General features: G+C 60.2%; 11 protein-coding genes. 9 read left to right on the forward strand and 2 right to left on the reverse strand.

Translation table 11 applies throughout. The features are described from left to right. A partial coding sequence (mobQ, locus tag HK25_RS07250) for a MobQ family relaxase (protein ID WP_158092933.1) occupies positions 1-543 on the reverse strand: 543 nt, incomplete at its 3' end. A gap of 214 nt (positions 544-757) precedes the next feature. Here mobQ and HK25_RS07255 point away from each other — a divergent pair. From HK25_RS07255 to arsH, 9 genes are all read left to right on the forward strand, one after another. After that, positions 758-1015: a mobilization protein gene (locus tag HK25_RS07255; protein WP_008852986.1), complete on the forward strand. Its 258-nt coding sequence runs from the start codon at positions 758-760 to the stop codon at positions 1013-1015. Next, positions 1012-1548, forward strand: coding sequence for a replication protein (locus tag HK25_RS07260; RefSeq protein ID WP_086635806.1), 537 nt, complete (start codon positions 1012-1014; stop codon positions 1546-1548). Before HK25_RS07255 ends, HK25_RS07260 begins: the two co-directional genes overlap by 4 nt. A gap of 329 nt (positions 1549-1877) precedes the next feature. Then, positions 1878-2477, forward strand: a complete 600-nt coding sequence (locus HK25_RS07265) for a helix-turn-helix domain-containing protein (RefSeq protein ID WP_040509871.1) — start codon at positions 1878-1880, stop codon at positions 2475-2477. Next, a complete protein-coding gene (locus HK25_RS13245; RefSeq protein ID WP_008852989.1) occupies positions 2474-2647 on the forward strand; it encodes a hypothetical protein in 174 nt (57 codons plus the stop codon). Before HK25_RS07265 ends, HK25_RS13245 begins: the two co-directional genes overlap by 4 nt. After that, positions 2637-2909 (forward strand): type II toxin-antitoxin system RelE/ParE family toxin, encoded by a 273-nt coding sequence (locus HK25_RS07270; protein WP_040509872.1) that lies wholly within the window; start codon positions 2637-2639, stop codon positions 2907-2909. Before HK25_RS13245 ends, HK25_RS07270 begins: the two co-directional genes overlap by 11 nt. Before the next feature lie 48 nt (positions 2910-2957). After that, on the forward strand, positions 2958-3311 hold the full coding sequence (locus tag HK25_RS07275) for a helix-turn-helix transcriptional regulator (RefSeq protein ID WP_083813692.1): 354 nt from the start codon (positions 2958-2960) through the stop codon (positions 3309-3311). Further along, positions 3308-3730, forward strand: a complete 423-nt coding sequence (gene arsC, locus HK25_RS07280) for an arsenate reductase (glutaredoxin) (RefSeq protein WP_086635807.1) — start codon at positions 3308-3310, stop codon at positions 3728-3730. Before HK25_RS07275 ends, arsC begins: the two co-directional genes overlap by 4 nt. After that, positions 3730-5025, forward strand: coding sequence for an arsenic transporter (locus HK25_RS07285; RefSeq protein ID WP_086635808.1), 1296 nt, complete (start codon positions 3730-3732; stop codon positions 5023-5025). The genes arsC and HK25_RS07285 overlap by 1 nt, the downstream gene beginning before the upstream one ends. Positions 5026-5042: 17 nt before the next feature. Continuing rightward, positions 5043-5747, forward strand: a complete 705-nt coding sequence (gene arsH / locus HK25_RS07290) for an arsenical resistance protein ArsH (protein ID WP_086635809.1) — start codon at positions 5043-5045, stop codon at positions 5745-5747. Here the strand turns inward: arsH and HK25_RS07295 are convergent. Further along, positions 5748-6345, reverse strand: a 598-nt coding sequence (locus tag HK25_RS07295) for a MobA/MobL family protein (protein ID WP_158092934.1), incomplete at its 5' end; no start/stop codon positions are given.

The following is a 6345-nucleotide window of genomic DNA, read 5'->3' on the forward strand; positions in this document are numbered from 1 at the left end:
CATATTCACCTGACGCGCCCATACACCCCGCATATGCTCGATCTCGGCCGAGGCGGTGCTGGCCACGTCCAGAACCCGCGTCTTGGCCCCCAGCCCATCCGCGCCGGCCGTCCGGGTCGTGGTCAGGATGTGCGCGTGATGGTTCCGGTTATCCCCTTCCCGGCCGGGTTCATGGATCGCAACATCGGCCACCACCCCGTACCGCGCCACCAGTTCACGGGCGAAATCTCGGGCCAGTTCCTTCCGTGCGCCCGCATCCAGCTCGGCCGGTAATGCCAGCTCGTATTCCCGGCCGGTCTTGGCGTCCTTCCTCTTCTCGGCCGCCTCGGCTGCATTCCACAGAGCGTTCCGGTCCTGCGCCCAGTCCGCGCCATCCGGGGCTACGATGAACGCATCCTCCACCCCCTGCTTGCGGGTGTAGTCATGCGTCAGTCCCTGCCGTTCGTCCGTCAGCTCCTGACCGGCACGATAGGCAGAAGCAGCCACGACGCTGCGACCAGCAGAACGCGAGATGGATTTGACGGATAGGTGGTAGATCGCCACGCCTCGCTCCGTTCAGGAAGGGTTCAGGGAAGGAACGTCCCTGACGCACGCATTGGAACAATGCTAAAGTGCGCCCTTCACTCCTTCGTCGCAAGGGTTGTTTGCACTCTACGAGGAATCAAGAAAACTTCCGAAAAATCAGGTATCCTCAACAGGGTCACGCAGGAATGGAAATCACAACAGACCATTGCACCCACTTGGTGCGGGAGGGAAAATGACACCCATCGAGAAGGCAAAACAGCAGGTCGAGCAGGCCAAGGCCCGGTATCAGGCTTTACTCGCCAGACAGAACGCCGAGGAACGCAAGCTGGACACCCGCCGCAAGGTTATTCTCGGGGGGCTGCTGATCGACGCGGCCGGGAAGGATGAACGCTTCGGCCGCGTCATTGACGAACTGATGAAACGCATCACCCGCGACCACGACCACAAGGCGTTCGAGGGGTGGCAGAAGCCGGAACCTGACAAGTCATGACCGACGAACGCGAGCTGGATGACGGACTGGCCGCGTTCGACCAGCTCGGCCGGGAAATGGCGGAGACGAACCGTCTGCTCCGGGCCGTCCGAACCGATCAGGCCACCCGGAATCGGCAGGAACAGGCCCTGTCAGCCGAAATGCAGACCGCGCTTAAACAGGCCACAGGAGCCTCACAGGAGGCGCTACAGGCCAGTCAGACCGAAATACGTTCATCTCTACTCTGGACTGGGCTGACGGCCTTCCTGATCGTTCTGGTGGCGTTTGGTGGGGGGTATTTCTTCGGTCAGAAGTCCGGATGGGAAACCGGGCACGCGGAAGGATACCAGAAAGCCCGAAATCAGGAGGCGGCAGCGAGCTGGGCGAACACCCCGGCCGGGCAGCGGGCTTATGGCCTCGATCGACGGGGCAGCCTCGACCTGCTGACCCTGTGCCAAGGGAACGGCTGGACCACGGAACGCCAGAAAGGCGGCACGGTCTGCTTCCCGAACGCGGACGCCAAGGGAAACATAACCGGCTGGTATATCCCCTGACAATCACAGGATAGGGAAAGCCGCCCAGCTCCCTCCTCGCTTCCTGAGCCATTTTCTCTTACCCGATTCTGCTGGCGTTACAGGGGTCGGGCGAGCGCGGAGCGGGAGCGGCGTAGCCCGCCCGCAGGGCGCCGGACCAGCCCCCGGAATGGCAGTTTTCCACCGGAAAAAGGGGGGACAACAGGGGGATTAGATTCTTTTCTCTTTCTTAGGGATCGCCACACCCCGCAGAGAACCTAGAAAAATGGCTTGTTTTAAGTCCCGGATTCTGGGACTAATTGATCCCGGAATCCGGGACTTAAAAACGGGTTCTCCACAGGGAGCGAAACATGGCCCAGATTGTGCGCCTCACCACCAAGCCGCAGCGATCCGGACAGGAGGAAGCTGCACAGGCGGCCGAGCAACTCTCGCTCCTGTCTGAAGAACTCCTGAAGCATTTGCCCGGAGAGGCGCGTATAGCCATCTCACGGGCCACACACGCGCTACAGAAGGCCGCGCGACCAGACACCACCGAAGGGCTTTGGCCGGGAGGTTTCACCATGTTGAGCCGTATGCAGACCGCCACGATCTGGGACGCCATCCGCGAGTTACCATCTGACGACCGACCCAATCAGGTGCGCCATGCCTTCGACCTAGTGCTGCTTAATCTCCGGCAGGACACAGGCGAAGTCCTGCTCACCCGCGACCAGCTCGCCGAACGGATCGGATGTGCCCCCAAACATGTCAGCACAATCATGGGCACACTGGAAAAAATGGGCGTAATCCGCCGCGAACGTCGTAAAATCGAAGGGATGCAGGGGCGAGGTGTCGCCGTGTATTTCATCAACCCGCACGTGGCATGGAACGGCTCGCTGGACGTCCGCAAGGCACAGGCCGCGGAAACCCGGCCACCCATGCAGCTCGAACTTCTCCAAGGGGGTGCGTCATGACCGACCTGTCCGACGAACTGGCCGCCAAAAGGGCCGCAATCCACAAGGCCCGGAACAGCACGAAACCGGCCGTTCCAGCCGAACAGGTTCTAACGATCCTGAAAGCCGATCTGGCCCGCGTTCAGGCGGCGATTGACGCACTGCCACACGAGGAACGGCGTGCAGGTTGAATGGTCCGATGAAGCCCTGACAGACCGGGCCGCCATCGTTGACTACCTGCTTCCCCGCAATCCTCACGCGGCCAAACGGATTTTGCTCCGGCTGATCGACGCCACCACAGACCTCGCCATGTTCCCGAACATCGGCCGAGAGGGTGAGGATAATACTCGCGAATGGGTAGTCGTCCGTCCCTATGTGTTACTCTATGAGGTCGAAGAAACGGCCAAAATCGTTCGGGTTCTTCGGGTTTGGCACACGTCACAAGATCACTGATGGTCAATGTAAATTGACATATATCCATATATCTATTTTGATAGATATATGGATACTGAAGCTGCCTTACTTACCCTGAGTGCCCTCTCTCAATCTACTCGCCTCGAAATTTTCCGCTTGTTGGTGCGCCATGAACCAGATGGCCTTCCCGCTGGGGAGATCGCGCGTCAGTTAGCGTTGCCGCAGAATACGATCTCCGTCCATCTGGCCACATTGACCCGCGCTGGTCTGCTGACCTCACAGCGCCATAGCCGTCAGATCGTTTATCGTGTGTCCCTGCCATGCTTGCGAGAGCTGATGCTGTTTCTGGTCAAGGATTGTTGTGCGGGCAGTCCCGATCTCTGCACTCCCCTTGTCGCGGATTTGTCTGCCTGCTGCTCAAATCCGGAAACCTGCTCATGACCATCACGATCTACCACAACCCGGCCTGCGGCACGTCGCGCAACGTGCTCGCACTGATCCGCAACAGCGGCGATGAGCCCCGGATCATCGAATATCTGAAAACCCCTCCCAGCCGTGCGGAACTGGTCGATCTGATCGCCCAGATGGGCGTTCCGGTGCGCTCGATCCTGCGAGAAAAGGGCACGCCCTTTCACGAACTCGGCCTCGATAATCCGGCCCTGACGGATGATGCGCTGATCGACGCCATGATCGCACACCCCATCCTGATGAACCGGCCGATCGTCGTCACCCCGCTGGGTGCGGCGCTCTGCCGCCCGTCCGAGACGGTTCTGGACATCCTGCCCAACCCGCAGCAGGGCGCTTTCGTCAAGGAGGATGGCGAGAAGATCGTCAATGAATCCGGCAAACGGATCGTCTGATGCTGGCGCTTCTGATTTTCGTTGCCACACTGATTTTTGTCATCTGGCAGCCTCGGGGTCTGGGCATCGGCTGGAGTGCGATGGCAGGCGCTACCGTGGCCCTGACGGCTGGTGTGATCCACTGGCACGACATTCCTGTCGTCTGGCACATCGTCTGGGACGCGACCCTTACCTTTATCGCGCTGATCGTCATCTCGCTGTTGCTGGATGAGGCCGGGTTCTTCCACTGGGCCGCCCTGTACGTCGTGCGCTGGGGCAAAGGACGAGGCCGGATGCTGTTCCCGTTGATCGTGGTGCTGGGAGCGGCCATTGCTGCGGTTTTCGCCAATGACGGCGCGGCCCTGCTGCTCACGCCCATTGTCATCGCCATCCTCACTCAACTCCGCCTGAGCCATACCGCAGCCCTAGCTTTCATCATTGCGACTGGCTTCGTCGCAGATACTACCAGTCTACCGCTAGTCATCTCCAATCTGGTGAACATCGTCAGTGCCAATTTCTTTGGCATTGCGTTCGATCGCTATGCCGCAATCATGATCCCTGTCGATCTGGTAGCACTTGGTGCAACGCTAACCGTCCTGTGGCTGTGGTACCGGCGGCAAGTACCTGCAACCTATCCCGTCACCGAACTACCAGAACCTGCCATGGCCATTCGCGACCATCATGTATTCCGGGCAGCATTTCCGCTACTGGCCCTTGTTCTGGCGGCCTATTTTCTGACAGCGCCATTTCACATCCCGGTCTGTATCGTAGCCTGCCTAGCTGCCGGAATCCTGTTGCTCATCGCCGGATATGGTCGGGTCATCCCTGTTCGCAAGGTGCTTCGGGGTGCCCCGTGGCAGATCGTGATCTTCTCTCTGGGCATGTATCTGGTGGTCTATGGCCTGCGCAATTCCGGGCTGACCGACTACCTCGCAACCGCACTGGTATGGCTGGGCCATCAAGGGACATTCACGGCCACCATCGGCACCGGCTTTCTGGCGGCTGCTCTGTCCTCCATCATGAACAATATGCCGAGTGTGCTGGTCGGGGCACTGGCGATCCAGCAGGCTCACGACATCACGCCGCTGACACGCGACCTGATGATCTATGCCAACGTCATCGGCTGCGACCTCGGGCCAAAATTTACGCCGATTGGCAGTCTTGCCACACTGCTGTGGCTGCATGTGCTGGCATCCAAGAACCATCGGGTCACATGGGGGCAGTACATGAAAGTCGGACTGGCAATCACCCCGCCCGTTCTGCTGGCGACACTCGGGGCGCTGGCTCTGTGGCTGCCTTGGATCAGCCGCCCATAATGCACGAATGGACCATAATGACCGAATCTGACTTGCCAGCCCTCCACCCCGAATATCTTGAACAGGTCGATCTCGCGCGGCTGGAACCGCAACCGCGTGTGGACCATCCGCCGCGTATCCTACTGCTCTATGGCTCTTTACGTTCCCGATCCTTCAGCCATCTGTTGGTTCTTGAGGCGGAACGCATCCTGAAGGTGCTGGGGGCCGAGACACGGGTGTTTGACCCGACCGACCTGCCGATAGCGGATTCTGTGTCCGCGACCCATCCGAAAGTGCAGGAACTACGGGAACTCTCGATCTGGTCGGAAGGTCAAGTCTGGTGCAGCCCTGAACGGCACGGGAACATTACCGCCGTGTTCAAGAACCAGATCGACTGGCTGCCATTGTCCGAAGGATCGATCCGTCCGACTCAAGGCCGCACGCTGGCGGTCATGCAGGTCTCAGGCGGATCGCAGAGTTTCAATTCCGTCAATGCCCTGCGGGTGCTGGGCCGGTGGATGCGGATGTTCACCATCCCCAACCAGTCCAGCGTCCCAATGGCCTATACGCAGTTCGGTGATGATGACCGGATGAAGCCGTCCCCTCTCTACGACCGGATGGTGGATGTCATGGAGGAATTGATGAAGTTTACGTGGCTACTCCGGGATCGATCCGATTACCTCGTGGATCGTTACAGTGAACGGAAACATGACAACCAACATTTAAACACCACCTCAATATAGCTAGAATCCTATATCTGGCCCGCTATCATAATCTCGGCCTCTACTTCGTCCCCGTGACCGCCCCAAAGATCGGCCTCGTTCCTGCTGGAGCTGCTTCTGCCGCTCCTGCTCGGCGGCTTTCCGAGCTTCCTCGGCCGCCCGCATGTCCTGCTGGCGCTGCATATCCCGCCTGATCTCGGCCTGACGCGCCAGCTCCTGCCGTTGGCGTTCGGCTTCCCTCTCCCGTTCCATCCGCTGCCCGATCTTCCGGGCCAGACCGACCGCCAGCCGAGCCTTCTTCTCAAGGCCGGAGAACAACTCCTGCGCCTTCTCCACGGCCTTGCGGGCCGTTTCCATTACCCGGTTCCGCTCGCGGATTTCCGCGTTCTGCTTCCCGAGATCCGTCACCGGCTCCCGGCCGGGGGTCTCGCGGGCCGCCTGTCGCTCTAGGGCGGTCGCTGACACGCCCATATGCCGGGTCGGCTCCTGTTCCCTCCCCTGGCGCTCGAAGCTCCGATGATCCACTCGCTGATCGACCTGGTGCCGTTCCAGCGCCATATTCACCTGACGCGCCCATACACCCCGCATATGCTCGATCTCGGCCGAGGCGGTGCTGGCC

Origin of the sequence: Acetobacter sp. DsW_059, assembly GCF_002153695.1 — a bacterium.
Taxonomy (GTDB): Bacteria; Pseudomonadota; Alphaproteobacteria; order Acetobacterales; family Acetobacteraceae; genus Acetobacter; species Acetobacter thailandicus.

Bases quoted from the DNA above. Each gene is read 5' to 3' on its own strand.
- HK25_RS07255 (WP_008852986.1), top strand. From the start codon at position 758: ATGACACCCATCGAGAAGGCAAAACAGCAGGTCGAGCAGGCCAAGGCC.
- HK25_RS07260 (WP_086635806.1), top strand. From the start codon at position 1,012: ATGACCGACGAACGCGAGCTGGATGACGGACTGGCCGCGTTCGACCAG.
- HK25_RS07265 (WP_040509871.1), top strand. From the start codon at position 1,878: ATGGCCCAGATTGTGCGCCTCACCACCAAGCCGCAGCGATCCGGACAG.
- HK25_RS13245 (WP_008852989.1), top strand. From the start codon at position 2,474: ATGACCGACCTGTCCGACGAACTGGCCGCCAAAAGGGCCGCAATCCAC.
- HK25_RS07275 (WP_083813692.1), top strand. From the start codon at position 2,958: ATGGATACTGAAGCTGCCTTACTTACCCTGAGTGCCCTCTCTCAATCT.
- arsC (WP_086635807.1), top strand. From the start codon at position 3,308: ATGACCATCACGATCTACCACAACCCGGCCTGCGGCACGTCGCGCAAC.
- HK25_RS07285 (WP_086635808.1), top strand. From the start codon at position 3,730: ATGCTGGCGCTTCTGATTTTCGTTGCCACACTGATTTTTGTCATCTGG.
- arsH (WP_086635809.1), top strand. From the start codon at position 5,043: ATGACCGAATCTGACTTGCCAGCCCTCCACCCCGAATATCTTGAACAG.